This window comes from Curtobacterium sp. PsM8 (genome assembly GCF_030433875.1).
In the GTDB taxonomy this organism is placed as follows: domain Bacteria; phylum Actinomycetota; class Actinomycetes; order Actinomycetales; family Microbacteriaceae; genus Curtobacterium.
The window spans coordinates 1-14251 of the sequence record NZ_JARUXD010000079.1; the positions used below are offsets into that span (position 1 = coordinate 1).

At 73.0% G+C, this 14251-nt stretch carries 16 protein-coding genes; 8 read left to right on the forward strand and 8 right to left on the reverse strand.

The window, feature by feature from the left end; genetic code table 11:
• Positions 1 to 151: 151 nt before the first annotated feature.
• Positions 152 to 1027: a glycoside hydrolase family 16 protein gene (locus QCD68_RS14885; RefSeq protein ID WP_301223577.1), complete on the reverse strand. Its 876-nt coding sequence runs from the start codon at positions 1025 to 1027 to the stop codon at positions 152 to 154.
• Between the two features lie 245 nt (positions 1028 to 1272).
• The gene (locus QCD68_RS14890; protein WP_301223578.1) at positions 1273 to 2814 is read right to left on the reverse strand and encodes an MFS transporter; all 1542 of its coding nucleotides are present in this window, start codon (positions 2812 to 2814) and stop codon (positions 1273 to 1275) included.
• A gap of 284 nt (positions 2815 to 3098) precedes the next feature.
• On the opposite strand from QCD68_RS14890, the gene QCD68_RS14895 reads away from it, so the two are divergent.
• The gene (locus QCD68_RS14895; RefSeq protein WP_301223579.1) at positions 3099 to 3827 is read left to right on the forward strand and encodes a hypothetical protein; all 729 of its coding nucleotides are present in this window, start codon (positions 3099 to 3101) and stop codon (positions 3825 to 3827) included.
• Positions 3828 to 3914: 87 nt separating this feature from the next.
• On the opposite strand, the gene QCD68_RS14900 is transcribed toward QCD68_RS14895, so the two are convergent.
• Positions 3915 to 4436, reverse strand: a complete 522-nt coding sequence (locus QCD68_RS14900; protein WP_301223580.1) for a GNAT family N-acetyltransferase — start codon at positions 4434 to 4436, stop codon at positions 3915 to 3917.
• Positions 4437 to 4525: 89 nt separating this feature from the next.
• Here QCD68_RS14900 and QCD68_RS14905 point away from each other — a divergent pair, with 89 nt between their 5' ends.
• The 4 genes from QCD68_RS14905 to QCD68_RS14920 all read left to right on the forward strand — a co-directional run bounded on the left by QCD68_RS14905 (position 4526) and on the right by QCD68_RS14920 (position 7278).
• A complete protein-coding gene (locus QCD68_RS14905) occupies positions 4526 to 5314 on the forward strand; it encodes a LamB/YcsF family protein (RefSeq protein WP_301223581.1) in 789 nt (262 codons plus the stop codon).
• Positions 5311 to 5958 (forward strand): 5-oxoprolinase subunit B family protein, encoded by a 648-nt coding sequence (locus QCD68_RS14910; RefSeq protein ID WP_301223582.1) that lies wholly within the window; start codon positions 5311 to 5313, stop codon positions 5956 to 5958. Before QCD68_RS14905 ends, QCD68_RS14910 begins: the two co-directional genes overlap by 4 nt.
• Positions 5955 to 6869, forward strand: a complete 915-nt coding sequence (locus QCD68_RS14915) for a biotin-dependent carboxyltransferase family protein (protein WP_301223583.1) — start codon at positions 5955 to 5957, stop codon at positions 6867 to 6869. Before QCD68_RS14910 ends, QCD68_RS14915 begins: the two co-directional genes overlap by 4 nt.
• Positions 6870 to 6972: 103 nt before the next feature.
• Positions 6973 to 7278, forward strand: a complete 306-nt coding sequence (locus QCD68_RS14920; protein WP_301223584.1) for a putative quinol monooxygenase — start codon at positions 6973 to 6975, stop codon at positions 7276 to 7278.
• Positions 7279 to 7291: 13 nt separating this feature from the next.
• Here the strand turns inward: QCD68_RS14920 and QCD68_RS14925 are convergent, their stop codons facing one another.
• The 3 genes from QCD68_RS14925 to QCD68_RS14935 are packed head-to-tail and all read right to left on the reverse strand — an operon-like array spanning position 7292 to position 10117.
• The gene (locus QCD68_RS14925) at positions 7292 to 8365 is read right to left on the reverse strand and encodes a DUF2891 family protein (protein WP_301223585.1); all 1074 of its coding nucleotides are present in this window, start codon (positions 8363 to 8365) and stop codon (positions 7292 to 7294) included.
• A complete protein-coding gene (locus tag QCD68_RS14930; RefSeq protein ID WP_301223586.1) occupies positions 8352 to 9422 on the reverse strand; it encodes a DUF979 domain-containing protein in 1071 nt (356 codons plus the stop codon). Before QCD68_RS14930 ends, QCD68_RS14925 begins: the two co-directional genes overlap by 14 nt.
• A complete protein-coding gene (locus QCD68_RS14935) occupies positions 9419 to 10117 on the reverse strand; it encodes a DUF969 domain-containing protein (protein WP_221849117.1) in 699 nt (232 codons plus the stop codon). Before QCD68_RS14935 ends, QCD68_RS14930 begins: the two co-directional genes overlap by 4 nt.
• 106 nt (positions 10118 to 10223) lie before the next feature.
• On the opposite strand from QCD68_RS14935, the gene QCD68_RS14940 reads away from it, so the two are divergent.
• Positions 10224 to 10865, forward strand: coding sequence for a GntR family transcriptional regulator (locus QCD68_RS14940; RefSeq protein ID WP_301223587.1), 642 nt, complete (start codon positions 10224 to 10226; stop codon positions 10863 to 10865).
• 29 nt (positions 10866 to 10894) lie between these two features.
• Here the strand turns inward: QCD68_RS14940 and QCD68_RS14945 are convergent, their stop codons facing one another.
• Positions 10895 to 11245, reverse strand: coding sequence for a hypothetical protein (locus QCD68_RS14945; RefSeq protein ID WP_301223588.1), 351 nt, complete (start codon positions 11243 to 11245; stop codon positions 10895 to 10897).
• A gap of 215 nt (positions 11246 to 11460) precedes the next feature.
• Here QCD68_RS14945 and QCD68_RS14950 point away from each other — a divergent pair, with 215 nt between their 5' ends.
• Positions 11461 to 13032 (forward strand): phospholipase D family protein, encoded by a 1572-nt coding sequence (locus tag QCD68_RS14950; protein WP_301223589.1) that lies wholly within the window; start codon positions 11461 to 11463, stop codon positions 13030 to 13032.
• Between the two features lie 403 nt (positions 13033 to 13435).
• On the opposite strand, the gene QCD68_RS14955 is transcribed toward QCD68_RS14950, so the two are convergent.
• Positions 13436 to 13738, reverse strand: coding sequence for a hypothetical protein (locus QCD68_RS14955; RefSeq protein WP_301223590.1), 303 nt, complete (start codon positions 13736 to 13738; stop codon positions 13436 to 13438).
• Between the two features lie 15 nt (positions 13739 to 13753).
• Here QCD68_RS14955 and QCD68_RS14960 point away from each other — a divergent pair, with 15 nt between their 5' ends.
• Positions 13754 to 14161, forward strand: a complete 408-nt coding sequence (locus QCD68_RS14960; RefSeq protein ID WP_301223591.1) for a hypothetical protein — start codon at positions 13754 to 13756, stop codon at positions 14159 to 14161.
• The last annotated feature ends 90 nt before the right edge of the window (positions 14162 to 14251 follow it).

Consider the following 14251-nt stretch of genomic DNA (forward strand, 5'->3'; position numbering starts at 1 on the left):
CGGGCCGCCCCCCCCCCCACCCCCCCCCCCCCGCCCCCCCCCCCCCCCCCCCCCCGGGGGGGGGGGGGCGCCCCCCCGGCGCCGGGGGGGGCCCCCGGGGCGGCCCCCGGGGGGCCCCACATCCGTTCCGGGGTCAGGCGTTCTGCAAGGGTCAGGCGTTCTGCCAGACCCGCAGCCAGTCCACGGTCATCTGCTGGGGGAACTGCGTCGACGAGTCCGGGGACCCCGGCCATCCCCCGCCGACCGCCACGTTCAGGACCACGAAGAACGGCTTGTCGAACACCCACCGGTCGCCGCCCAGGTCGGCCGGCGTGACGGTCCGGTAAGTCGCACCGTCGACCGTCCAGCTGATCGACCCCGGACGCCAGTCCACCCCGTAGACGTGGAAGTCGTCGGCGAAGGCACCGCTCGGCAGGGTCGCGGTCCCGCTGATGCCCTCCGCGCCCGAGTACCCGGGGCCGTGGACGGTGCCGTGCACGGCGGCGGGCTCACGGCCGATGTTCTCCATCACGTCGATCTCGCCGCACGCCGGCCACCCGACCTGCGGCAGGTCGGCGCCGAGCATCCAGAAGGCCGGCCAGATCCCCTGTCCGCGCGGGATCCGGATGCGGGCCTCGATCCGGCCGTACTGGGCGGAGTAGGTGCCCTGCGAGGTGAGCCGCGCCGACGTGTACGACCCGTCGGCTTCGCGCCGCGCGGTGATGACGAGGTTCCCGTCGCCGTCGAGGGCCGAGTTCCGCCGCGAGTCCGTGTAGACCTCGAGCTCACCGTTGCCCCAACCGCCACCACCCAGCTCGTACCGCCAGACGTCGGGGTTCGGGGCGCTGCCGGCCGGGCCGTCGAACTCGTCGGCCGCCAGGAGCGTGGGGCCGGACGCCGCGTGTGCCGCCTCGGGACGGAGGCCCGCCACGCCGGCTGCTCCGAGGGCAGCCGCGGCGCCGAGTCCGAGTGTCAGCAGGCGACGACGGTCGATCCCGACGGCCCCGTCGTCCGGGTGGTCGGTCTGCTGCTGGTCGTCGTGCGGCACGGTTCCTCCATCGGGTGCGGTCGCTCCGCACGGAGGGTCAAGGCTCACCCGCGCGCGGCTCGGCCGCCAGCCCCCGTCCGGGCGGACCGCGTCGAGCGGCCAGGACGGGTGGCCGGAGCGAGCGGCCAGGACCGGGTGGTCGGAGCGAGCGGTCGGACCGCACCGGAGACGGACGGGAGGCCCGTGGCGGGTCCGCCACGTGCCTCCCGTCCGTCAGCCGCTCATCACCGCGACCGGCGGTCCGGTCAGGCGTGCCCTGCCGACGCCTCGACGGTCTCCTCGAGCACCTCGGCCGGCGCGTGCGTGGTCCGGGTGCGGACGAAGACGGCGGCGAGGACGGCGACGACGACCGCGACCACCCCGGCCACGACGAACGCGGTGTGCAGGCCGCCGAGGAAGGCGTCCCGGGCGGCAGCCGACGCCGCTGCACCGAGCCCCTCCGGCACGATGCCCTGCACCAGGCCCTGCCGCGCAGCCGTGGCGAGCCCGAGGCCCGCCGTGCCGGAGAGCACCCCGGCGCTGACGACCGCGGACAGCACCGACGTGCCGAGCGCGCCGCCGAGCTGCAGGGCCGTGGCCTGGAACCCACCGGCGACGCCTGCGAGCTGCACCGGTGCGCCGCCGACGACGGCCTCCGCACCGGCGGTCATCGTGAAGCCCGCGCCGAGGGCGAAGACGACGAACGGGATGGCCATGCCGATGTAGGGCGAGTCCTGGGTGGTGCCGGTGAGCAGGAACAGGGCGACGCCGACCATGAGCAGGCCGATGGTCAGGGTGCGGCGGATGCCGAGCCTGGCGACCAGGGCGGCACCGATCGGCGACGCGATGATCGAGACACCGCTCAGCGGCAGCTGCATGAGCCCCGCCTGCAGCCCCGTGACCCCACGGAGGTTGAGCATGTAGAGGGAGAGGAAGAACGTCACGCCGAGCATCGCGAAGAAGTTCGCCCCGACGGCCAGCCCACCGATCGACAGCGACGACGACCGGAAGAGCGACATCGGCAGCAGCGGGTCGGTGACGCGCAGTTCGACGAGGACGAACACCACGAGCAGCACGACACCGGCGAGCAGGACGCCGAGGGTCAGCGGGCTCGTCCAGCCCCACGACTCGGACTGCACGACGGCGAGCACGATGCCGAACAGGCCGAGGGCGAGCAGCACCACGCCGGGGACGTCGAAGCGTCCGCGGTGCGGGGCGGTGGACTCAGCCAGGACCAGTCCACCGAAGACCAGGCCGATGACGGCGATCGGGGCGTTCACGAAGAACACGGACTCCCAGCCGAGCGACGCGACGAGGACGCCGGCGACGATCGGTCCGGCGGCGATCGCGACCGAGGACGCACCACCCCAGACCCCGACGGCGACACCGAACTTCTCCTTCGGGAAGGTCGCACGGAGCAGCGCCAGGGTCTGCGGCATGAGCAGTGCGGCGCTGAGGCCCTGCACGGCGCGGAACACGATCACGCCGGTCGCGGTGCCGACCAGGCCGATGGCGACCGAGGACAGCGCGAACGCCACGACCCCGATCAGGTACATCCGTCGTCGGCCGAAGCGGTCCCCGAGCTTGCCGCCGAGGATCAGGAAGACGGCCAGCGCCAGCAGGTACGCGTTGGTGATCCACTGCAGCTGCGTGAAGGTCGTGCCGAGGTCGGCGGCGATCGCGGGGTTCGCGATCGAGACCACGGTGGCGTCGAGGCCGACCATGAACAGGCCGAAGCACACGGCGACGAGGGTGGCGATCGGGTTGCCGCGCAGGGTGCGGCGGGATCCGGGCATGGTTGTGGCCACGGGGAGCTCCTTCGGACGACACGGATCGTGCTCCGACGGCTGGGCCGTGCGGCGAGGGGCACGAGGGGTGCGAACCGAAGGACGCGGGGGTGGCACCGACTCGAGCGGTACACGAGCCGTCCGTCGACCTCACGCGACGGGCAGCCCCCTTGGTTCTGAAAACATAACGATACCAGATGCGCGGCCGGGATCGGGGCCGAGGTGCGCACACTGCCGTCCGACTCGGTCGCCGGGTAGCGTCGACGCGGACGGCCGAGGGGGCCGTCAACACGAGGGGGAACACGATGCGCACCACCACCATGTCCGTCGCCGCGGCCGCGGTCGTCCTGGCACTGAGCCTGGCGGGCTGCTCCGGCGGGGACGAATCCGTCAGCGACGCGGGGACGCGGACGTCGGCACCCGTCACGAGCGCCCCCGCCGCGAGCGCGACGCCCACCGCGTCCGCACCGTCGGGCACCAGCGCCGCCGCGGCGCACACCGACGCCGAGCTGACGAGCGTCTTCCAGCGCATCCAGTTCAAGCCCGCCGAGTTCAGCTCGACGGACGCGATGCTCGACTCCGTCTACCCGGGGCTGACGGTGTCCGACGCCAGGTGCCTCGCCCCGTTCGGTGTCGGCTGGGAGAAGTCCGACGACGCCGGCACCGTGGTGTTCGGTACGAGCAACGACCGGTCGATGACCGCCGTGGTCGCCAGCACCGGTGACACCGCTGCGGCGACGGACCTGGTCGGGGACGCCCGTGACGCGCTGAGCCGGTGCGCTGACGGCACGGCGCTGTTCTCGATGCAGGGCACGCCGGTCGAGACCACGGTCGAGACGACGAAGCCGACCCTCACCGGTACGGATGACGCGCTCGGCTGGCGGGTGCGCGGCACGGTCGGTGGGAACGCGTTCACGCTCGTCGGGCTCACCGCGCGGGTCGGCGGCGACGTCGTCGCGCTGGTCGGGTGGGACCCGGCGTCGAACACCACGAACGTGCCGCTCGCGACGCAGATGTTCGTCGACGCGCTCTAGTCGGTTCGACGCGCTGGCTCGCCGGACGGGAGGCGCGTGGCTGCCTGGCCACGGGCCTCCCGTCCCGCAGGCGGCCGGCTCCGGCGCTCAGGCCGGCGTCGCCCCGTCGAGCTGCTCGACCATCTCGATCTCGGACCGCGTCGGGTCGAGCGCGTAGGGCTCGGTGTGACCGGTGCGGACGAACCCGCGGCGCTCGTAGAAGGCCAGGGCGCGAGCGTTGTCCTCGTGCACGTGCAGCCGCAGGGTCGTCCCGTGTCCGGCCGCCCAGCGTTCCACCGCACCCAGGAGCGCGTCGGCCACGCCCGCACCCCGACCGCGGTGCCCGGGCGCGACGTACACGCCGACCAGCAGCGGGCCGGTCGCCGCGTCGGGCACGTAGCCGTTCATCATCCCGACCCACTCGCCCGCGGCGTCGATCGCGACGAGCGAGGTGCTGCCCAGGGTCTGGCCACGACGACCGCGCGAGCGCCACTCGTCCTCGTCGTACCGCTCGGCGTCCGCGCGGTGCTCGCCGTAGGCGATGGGGGTGTCGTCGAGCATCGCCAGGCGGAGGGCACGGACCCGCCGCCAGTCGGCCTCGGTCGTGGTCCGGATCGTCAGCTCGTCCATCTCCCGACCCTACGGCCGAACGGGCCCCGGACGGTGACACGGTCGGCGGCGCGCGCTAGGTTGTTGAACAATCCCGACAGGAGGTCCGCATGCCCACGATCGACCTGAACAGCGACCTCGGCGAGGGCTTCGGCGCCTGGACCGCGGGCGACGACCGCGCCGTGCTCGACCTGGTGTCCAGCGCGAACATCGCGTGCGGGGCCCACGCCGGCGACCCGACGATCATGCTCGACACCTGTCGGGCCGCGGCCGAGCGGGGTGTCGCGATCGGGGCGCACGTCGCCTACCGGGACCTCGCCGGCTTCGGCCGCCGACCGGTGCACGTGACCCCGGACGAGCTGTACGCCGACGTCGTCCACCAGATCGGTGCCCTGGCCGCCGCCGCACACGTCGCCGGCACCCGGGTCACCTACGTCAAGCCGCACGGCGCCCTCTACAACACGGCCTGCGCCGACCCGGTGCCGGCGGAGGCCGTCGTCCGTGCGGTGGCGGACGTCGACCCGTCGCTGGCGGTCCTGGCGCTGCCCGGGTCGGAGCTGCTCCTCGCGGCGGAGCGGCACGGTCTCCGAGCCGTGAGCGAGTCGTTCGCCGATCGCGCGTACGAGCCCGACGGCTCCCTGGTGTCGCGCAGCCGTCCGGGCTCGGTGCTGCACGACCCGGACGAGGTCGCGGCCCGGGTGCTCCGGATGGTGACCGAGGGCGTCGCCACCGCGGTCGACGGCACCGACATCAGCGTGCGCGCCGACTCGGTCTGCGTACACGGCGACTCCCCCGACGCGGTCGCGATGGCCCGGGCGATCCGTGCGCTGCTGACCGAGCAGGGCATCGGCATCACGGCGTTCGCACCGGCGTCGTCGACGTCGTCGTCGTCGGCATGAGCCCCGACCTCCGCTCCGCCGGTGCCTCGGCAGTGCTGGCGACGTTCGACTCCCTGGCCGAGGTCGTGGCGTTCCGCGCCGGACTGGCGGAACCCGGACTGGCAGACGCCGCTCCGGCAGGGGTGACCGAGGTCGTCTCCGGCGCTCGGACGCTGCTGTTCCGGTTCGACCCGGCCGTGACCGACGCCGGACGGGTCCGCTCGCTGCTGACCGAGGTCCGACCCTCCTGTCCGGCCGACGACCGTCACGAGCGGGAACCCGTCGTCGTCCCGGTCACCTACGACGGCGCGGACCTCGACGCCGTCGGCGACCTCACCGGCATGTCCCGCGAGGACCTCGTCGCCTGGCACACCGGCCAGGTGTGGACGAGCGCGTTCTGCGGCTTCGCCCCCGGCTTCAGCTACCTGACCGGCACGGCGCCGTCGCTCGACCTGCCCCGCCGCGACACCGCGCGCACCGCGGTCCCGAGCGGCGCCGTCGCCCTGGCCGGCGAGTTCAGCGCCGTCTACCCGCGGACCTCCCCCGGCGGCTGGCAGCTCATCGGCCGGACCGAGGTGCCGATGTGGTCGCTCGACCGCACGCCGCCGGCCCTCGCCCCGGCCGGCGTGCGCCTGCGCTTCGTCGATGCCGGGGCCCGCTCGTGAGCACCCTGACCGTCGTGCAGGTCGGGTACGGCGTGACGACGCAGGACCTCGGCCGGCCCGGCCTCAGCGACATGGGACTCGGTGCCGCGGGAGCTGCCGACCGGGGCTCGGCGGCACTGGCGAACCGCATGGTCGGCAACCGTCCGGACGCGGCCGTCCTGGAGGCCCTCCTCGGCTCCGTCACGCTCCGCACCGACGCGTACGCGGTCGCCGCCGTCACCGGTGCGCCGTGCCCGGTGTCGATCGAACGGGCGGACGGCCGGGTGCACGGGGCCGCCGCCTACGAGGTGCTGCTGCTCGAGCCGGGCGACACCCTCCGCGTCGGGCTGGCCGAGGAGCGGCTGCGTGCCTACGTCGCCGTCCGCGGGGGCATCGGCGTCGACCCGGTGCTCGGCAGTCGGTCGTGGGACTCGCTCGCGCAGCTCGGTCCCGCGCCGCTGACCGTCGGGGACGTGCTGCCGATCGGCGCCGGGCCCGGCCACGGCGCCGGCGCTGAGGTCGGGGTCGGGGCCTGGCCGGTCGTCGATGCCGTGCCACCACCGCTCCTGCCGTGGCCCGGGGACCCGGTGGTGCTCGACGTGGTGCCCGGCCCCCGTGACGACTGGTTCACCCCGGACTGGCGGACGACCCTGACCGGCCAGGAGTTCCACGTCAGCCCGGACAGCGACCGGGTCGGGGTCCGGACCACCGCGGCCGCTCCGCTGGTCCGAGCGGTCACCCACGAGCTCCCCAGCGAGGGCGTCGAGACCGGGTCGCTGCAGGTGCCGCCGGCCGGGTTCCCGGTGCTGTTCCTGGCGGACCACCCGGTCACCGGCGGCTACCCGGTCGTGGCCGTCCTGACGCCGGAGTCGGTCGACCGTGCCGCCCAGCTGCGCCCGGGTGACACGCTGCGCCTCCGCATCGCCCGCTGAACGCTGGCCGCTGGACACTGAGCCGGAACAACGACCCCTCGCCCGTGGTTGGCGTCACCGGGCACCGTCAGCGGACGGGGTCAGACGACGAAAGTTGCACACCATGACGATGACCGTCTTCCTCGAGGTCCAGATCCGTGACGACGTCGCAGCCGACACGGTCGAGGCCGCGATCCGCGAGACCCTGGCCCAGACCGCAGCCCGGCAGGGCAACGAGTCGCTCGAGGTCCTGGTCGACGACGAGGACCCGACGCGCATGGTCGTGCTCGAGCGCTGGACCACCGCCGAGGACCACGACGCCTACGTCGCCTGGCGCGCCACCCCCGACGGTGCCGCGGAAGCGCTCGGCGCCGTCCTCGCCGCCCCGCCCGTCACGAAGACCTTCGGCCGCACGATCTCCCTGCCCTAGCCCCCGCGGAAGGTCAGCGGGCGGCGTGCTCGCGCGCCTCCATGGCGTCCCAGGCGAAGCTCGCCAGCCAGTGGGTGGAGTAGTACTCCTCGCCGACGCTCGCCGCGAGCCCCGAGGCGAGCAGCCGGTCGGCCGCGCCGTCGAGCAGGTCCGCCAGCGCGGTGTCCTCGGAGTCAGCCGCACGCAGGGCGTCCGCGATGCGCCGCGCGGAGCCGGCCCGCGACAGGTCGAGCCCGAAGAGGTGCACCTGCTGCGGGTCGTTCTCGTCGCGGACGGTCGTCGGGGTGAGGATCGCGTCCCCCGCCGAGACCTCGGCGAAGAACGCCCGCGCCCAGGGTCCGAACTCGGCCGCGGGCAGCACGGCGCGCATCAGGTCGGCCTCGGCGAGCCCGGCGGACAGGAAGTCGTGCCCGCTGCGCTCCCACGCGAAGGGCCATCCGGCGTCGTCGCCGAACCACTCCCGCGCAGCCCGTCCGACCGTGGCGACGAGGTCGGACCGCCCGAGCGACCGGGCCCCCTCGAGCACGAGCAGCAGTCCGAACGCCGAGTTCGAGTGCACCCCGTGCCGGACCGGGTGCGCGGCGCCGTCGACCCAGCGGGTGACGAGGTCCTCGAGCACGTCGACGACCGGGGTGAAGCCCGGTGCGAGTGCGCGGATCGCCGGGACCTCGGACGCGGACACCTCGGCGGCGAGACGCATCAGCCACGCCCAGCCGTACGGGCGCTCGTAGTGCGGGGTCTCGCGGAGGTACGCCGCCTCGGTGGCCAGGTGCTCCGTCGACAGGTGGGCCTGCAGGACCGAGGTGATCCGTGCCTCCAGGTCGGCCGACACCCCGAACGCCAGCAGGCGGGTGGCGAGCCAGTGCATGTGCACCGACGAGTGCCAGTCGTAAGACGTGGCGAAGGCAGGGTGCAGCTCGACCGGCAGTGCCCGGTCGTCGGGACCCGAGGTGGTGTGGTGCGCGGCGTACGGGTACTCGCGCGTGACGTTGTCCAGCGCGACGGCCGCGAAGCCCGGCGCCCAGGCAGCTCGACCGAGGTCCGGCGCGGACGGCGACCCGACGGGGGTGGGCTCAGAATGCGACAAGGTACATCACTCCCATGTTGACGACGAGCAGGATCCCGGCGGTCGGGAGCTGCGCCTTGATCGGCCCGTACTTGTCCCGCATCTCGAGCAGGGCGGCGGGCACGAGGTTGAAGTTCGCGGCCATCGGGGTGACCAGGGTGCCGCAGAAGCCGGCGAGCATGCCTATCGCGAAGATCGCGGCCGGGTTGCCGTCGAAGCCCTGCACGAGCACCGGCCAGCCGATCGCCGCGGTCATGATCGGGAACGCGGCGAACGCGTTGCCCATGATCACCGTGAACAGCGCCATGCCGAGGCAGTAGACGACGACCGCGGCGAGCAGCGAGCCGTCCGGCAGCACGGCCTTGATGATCGTGCCGACGGCGTCGCCGACCCCGGCCTGGGTGAAGACGATGCCGAGCGTGGAGAGCATCTGCGGCAGGAGCGCTGCCCAGCCGATCGCTTGCAGCAGGCGGGCGCCCTCGCGGACCGGTGTGTCGAGACGCGGCGGGCGGAGCACGAGCACCGCGACGACGACCGCGAGCACCGAGCCGATGCCGAGTCCGGTGAGGGTCGCGCTGCCCTCGGCGAGCAGCGGCTCCCCACCGATCCGGACGAGCGGACCGAGGGTCGCGACGAGCACCGCGACGACGGGGATGACGAGCGCCGGGATGAACAGCCGGTTGCCGAACCGCTTCGCGAAGCCGGCGCGCTCGTCGGGGCTGGTCGTCGCGAGGACGCTCGTGCTGGAGCTCGGCCGGGTCGTCACCGCAGTCGGCTCGGCCGGACCGGTCGCCGATCCGACGCCGGCGCCCGGGACACTGGCGACACGGGTGCGGCTCGTGGTGCCCGTGAAGCCGAGCCCGGCGAGCGCCACCATCACCAGGACGGCAATCCCGAGTGCCCAGGCGGGGAGGACGCCGGCCACGACGAAGGTGCCGGCGAAGAAGGAGAGTCCGAGGATGCCCCAGAACGCCGCGTTGCCGACGCGCTTGGCGTGGGTGCGGTCGGTGAGGATGAACACGGAGACGGCGATGAAGAACGCGCCGATGAGCCAGTAGAGCCATTCGCTGGTGATCACGCTGCGACCCCCTCGGTCTGGCGGACGTCGGCCGCCATCTTGTCGAGCTTGCGGTCGAGGAGCAGCAGTCGGGTGCCGTGCACGAGCAGGGCGGCGATGCCGGTGGGGATCGCCCACAGCGCCAGGTCGATCGGTTCGAGCGTCAGCTTGTAGGCCTCGTCCACGAAGGACGTGATGAGCAGGATGGACCCGACGGCGACGAAGACGTCCTCGCCGAAGAACACCCCGACGGTGTCGGACGAGGCCGAGAAGCCCTTGATCTTCTCGCGCATCCGCTCGTCGATCCGGCCGTACTTCTTCGTCGCAGCGCCCTCGGCCATCGGGTGCACGAGCGGACGGACCGTCTGCGCGGGACCGCCGATGCTGGTGAGACCGACGGCCGCGGTGACCTGCCGCACCACCAGGTACCCGGCGAGGATCCGGCCCGTCGTGAGCCGGTCGAGCTTCGCGATGAGGCGCTTCGCCTGGTCCTGCAGGCCGTAGCGCTCGATGAGCCCGATGACCGGCAGCACGAGCGCGAAGGTCGTGACGCTGCGGCTGGACGCGAAGCCGCTGCCGAACGCGGTGAGGATGCCGACGGGGTCGATCCCGCCGATGGCCGCGGTGACGATGCCCGCGACGGTGACGACGAGCAGCGCGTTGACGCGCAACGCGAACCCGATGATCACGACGGCGACGCCGATGAGGACGAACATGCGGGACAGTCTGGCCCGCATTGTTCAACAATCTCAAGAGGGCACCCGGATCTGTAACACGGCGGTCACACGGGGCCGCGCTGTCGGGCTCTGCCAGGATCGGCACATGACCCGAACCGTCAGCGGCGCAGAGTCCACCGCGGCACGCCTGCGGTCCTCGATCGCGGACGGCGGGTTCATGCCGGGGACGCAGCTGTCCGAGGAGCGCCTGAGCGACCAGCTCGGCGTCTCGCGGAACACCCTGCGCGAGGCCTTCCGGCTGCTCGCGCGCGACCGGCTCGTCGAGCACGTGTTCAACCGCGGCGTCTTCGTCCGACGGCTCTCGGCGGTGGACGTCACCGACCTCTACGCCGCCCGTCGGGTGCTCGAGGAGGCCGGCATCCGCGCCTGCACGCCGGACTCCCCCGCCCTCGCCGCCGCCTCGGCCGCCGTCGCCGAGGCCCGTGTCGCCGCCGCAGCGCAGGACTGGCGGGCGGTGGGCACCGCGGACATCCGCTTCCACGCCGAGCTCGTCCGTGCCGTCCCGAGCGCGCGGCTGCACGGCCTGATGGACGCCCTGCTCGCCGAGATGCGGCTCGCGTTCCTCACCACCGACGACCCCGGCGCGTTCCACGGCGAGTTCGTCGAGCGGAACGAGGCGATCGTCGCTGCGCTCCGCTCCGGCGAGCAGGACCGCGCGTCGGCCCTGCTGTCCGACTACCTCGACGACGCGGAGCAGACCCTGCGGGCAGCAGCCGCCTCGGCCTGACGGGGCTGGTCCAGCCCGCCGTGGCAGGGTCACTCCGCCGCCGGCGGCTCCGTCTCGTCGTCGCCCTCGGTCAGGTCCGACCGGGTGTCCGCGTGGATGACGGTGTCGTGTCCGAATGTCCGGGCAGCGGCACGGAGCCGGGCCACGAACTCGTCGTTCTCGAGCTCGAGTGCGTCCTCTTCGGCGTCCTCGACGACGACCTCGCTCGTCGGCCCGATGAGGATCTTCGTGGTCGTCATGGTCCCGTCCTCGGCGACGGCGGGCACGGCCACGGTGTCGGCCCGGTCGCCGCCGGAGAGCGCCGCCGCGTACTCGATGACGGCGTCGGCGACGTCGTCGCTCGTCAGGATCGCGGTGTTGTCGTAGCGGATGGTCTTCATCAGGGGTGCTCCTCTCGCACCGCCATCCTGTCCCTCGCGTCCGACGCACGACCCAGTTCCTCCGGGAACCGCGAGCGGGGCGACGCAACCCCGCCACCGGACGGGAGGCACGGTGCCGGCCCGCCACGCGCCTCCCGTCCGTCAGCGTGAACACCTCCACAGGCCCCGGCGAGCCGAGCGGTCCTCAGGGCAGGCGCTGCCCGTATCCTGCGACCGTGCCCACTGATGCGCGTCACTGGTTCCTCACCCGCGACGAACGCGGCAACACCGCGACCGAGGTGCACGCCGGTGGTGACGACCGCCCCGCGTGGTCCGAGGGCAACCTCGTGCGACCGCTGGTGCACGGGGCGTCGTACTTCGCCCGCATCGAGGCCGAGCTGTCGGCCCTGCAGCCCGGCGACCGCGTCTGGTTCACCGACTGGCGGGGGGACGCCGACGAGCGGCTGTCGCCCGACGGGCCGACGATCGGCGACCTGCTGGCCGACCGGGCACGGGCCGGGGTGGAGGTCCGCGGCCTCATCTGGCGCTCCCACGGCGAGCGGATCTCGGCGTCCCTCAGCGCGAAGGCCAACGAGTTGCTCGGGCGGAAGATCAACGAGGCCGGCGGCGAGGTCCTGCTCGACCAGCGCGTCCGGTTCTTCGGCTCGCACCATCAGAAGTTCTTCGTCATCCAGCACCGCGACGACCCGTCGCGGGATGTCGCCTACGTCGGCGGCATCGACCTGTGCCACAGCCGACGTGACGACGCCGCGCACGAGGGCGACCCGCAGGCGATCTCGATGGACTCCCGGTACGGCGACCACCCCGCGTGGCACGACGCGTCGATGGAGCTCCGCGGGCCGGTCGTCGCGGACGTCCTCGCCGTGTTCGCCGAGCGGTGGGACGACCCGCACCCGCTGGACCGCAGCCTGCCCTACCGGATGCTGCTGCAACGCCTGGTCCGGATGCCGCGCCACCCGGAGCCCCTGCCGGAGCGGAGCCCCGCGCCGCCGGTCGCGGGAGAGCACGCCGTCCAGCTCCTCCGCACCTACGGGGTGAAGCACCCGCCGTTCCCCTTCGCGCCGGAGGGCGAGCGGAGCATCGCGCGGGCCTACGGCAAGGCGTTCCGGACGGCGCGGTCCCTGATCTGCATCGAGGACCAGTACCTGTGGTCCCGCGAGGTCGCGACCGGCATCGCAGAAGCCCTGGAGCGGAACCCCGACCTCCGGGTGATCGCCCTGGTGCCGCGGTACCCGAACTCCGACGGGGTGTTCAGCGGTCCGCCGGCCCGTCTGGGGCAGATCGACGCGTTGACGACCCTCCGCCGGACGGCCCCGGACCGGGTCGGGGTGTTCGACCTGGAGCACGAGTCCGGCCGGCCGATCTACATCCACGCGAAGGTGTGCATCGTCGACGACGAGTGGTTCACGATCGGGTCGGACAACTTCAACCGCCGCTCGTGGACGTCCGACAGCGAGCTGACCTGCGCGGTCGTCGACACCTCGGACAGCTCCCTCGCTCGCGACCTGCGGCACGAGCTCTGGGCGGAGCACCTGGCGACGACGCCAGACGACCCGCAACTCGACGGCACCGGCGCCGAGCTCCTCGCCCGGTGGCGCGCGCACGCCCGCGCGCTCGACCACTGGTACGAGGACGGCCAGCCCGGTGCTCGCCCGCCGGGACGCATCCGCCAGCACGAGCCGGAGCCGGTGTCGGCGCTGCAGCGGCTCTGGGCGGCCCCGGTCGCGAAGCTCGCCGTCGACCCGGACGGGCGGCCACGAGCGCTGCGGGGCACGACCCGGTTCTAGCGCGGCGACTGACAACGGCCTCTTGCGCATGTGGAACATCACCGGCAGAATCTAGGTCCTCCCATCGACGTGAGAACCAGGAGATGACGATGAAACCGTTCCTTCAGCAGCGCACCCGTTTGCCACTGGTCGCCGCGACGGCTGCAACGCTCATTGCGAGCGCCCTCGTGGCAAGTCCTGCACAAGCAGCGGATCCTCGGATCAGTGCGAGCGACGCAGCAGGAGTAAAGGCAGCGATGCAGCGTGCCGGGGTGCCCCGGACTGAGCAGGACCTGCTGATCGCGAAGCTCCAGAGCGGGCAGGCGACCGACTCCGAGCAGCCCGACGCGAGTCCGGTTTCGGTGACTGAACACCCGCTCCCGCACGGCGGCACTTCGCGAGTCGAGTCCTTCGCGGACGGTTCTCAGCGCAGCACCTCGACGGTGCCCATCACGATCGATGGGTCGTCGGGACCCATCACGACCTTCACGACGTACTCCTGCAACGTCCTGCACTGCACAGCACTGCTGAGCAAGGCACAGACGCGCCAGATGGCAACTGGATCAGCAGCCGCAGGCGCGATCGTCGCTGCGCTCTGCGGACCGGTGGCGTGGGCATGTGCCATCGGCGTCGGCATCATGATCGACACGGCGAACAGGGCGAAGAACCAGGGCAAGTGCGCTGGCATCCGGAAGTTCACGACGAGCGCCCCCGTCTGGCCCGTCATCGAACCCTGCAGGCAGTGACGGCGGTCGAGGTGTCCGCCGCCGACCTCGCGACGAGCTACGCGCCTCGGACACGCGGTGGCCAGATGATCAGTCACTGCGGGTTCGCCGTCATCGCAGCGTCGACTGCTGCTCCGGCCGTGGAGGATGCCGTCGGACCGTTGATGGGACTGGGATTCGTCGTCATGGTCCTGGCGGTCGTGGCAGCGCCCAGGCTCATCCGCCCGGGGTGTAGTTGGTTCCGAGCGGTCCTGCCGACTCGCCTCTGCGCATCGGCGTACGGAGCCGCGGCGATCGTCGCACTCGCGGCAGTCGTCGGGGACTCTCTGTTCCAGGCATCGAGCTGGGGGTGGATCGCAGCCGCGGTCATCTCGGCCGGGGGCGTCGCCGTGACCACGCTCTCCGCAGTGAGACGGGTCGAGTGACGCGGCCACGCATGGACGGACGGGAGGGGGGGGGGGGGCCGGGGCCGCCCCCCCCCCCCCCGCGGGCCCCCCCCCGGCGCACCCCCCGGC